Source organism: Telluria sp. AZSoR62 (assembly GCF_058111565.1).
In genome coordinates, this window is sequence record NZ_JBYTST010000709.1 from 1 (window position 1) to 203 (window position 203).

At 62.1% G+C, this 203-nt stretch carries 1 pseudogene; it reads right to left on the minus strand.

Features of this window, described 5'->3' with window-relative positions:
• Nucleotides 1-203: pseudogene (gene tuf, locus AC3XQU_RS25230) on the minus strand (elongation factor Tu); the annotation flags it as partial.

Here is a 203-nt window from a genome sequence, read left to right on the forward strand (position 1 = left end):
CCCGAGATCGAGAACACGTCTTCCACTGGCATCAGGAAGGCGCCGTCAACAGCGCGCTCTGGCGTTGGGATGTAGGTGTCCAGTGCTTCGGCCAGGCGCTCGATGCACGCTTCGCCCATTTCGCCTGGCTGGCCTTCCAGCGCCATACGTGCCGAACCCTTGATGATTGGCAGGTCGTCGCCTGGGAACTCGTACTTCGAGAG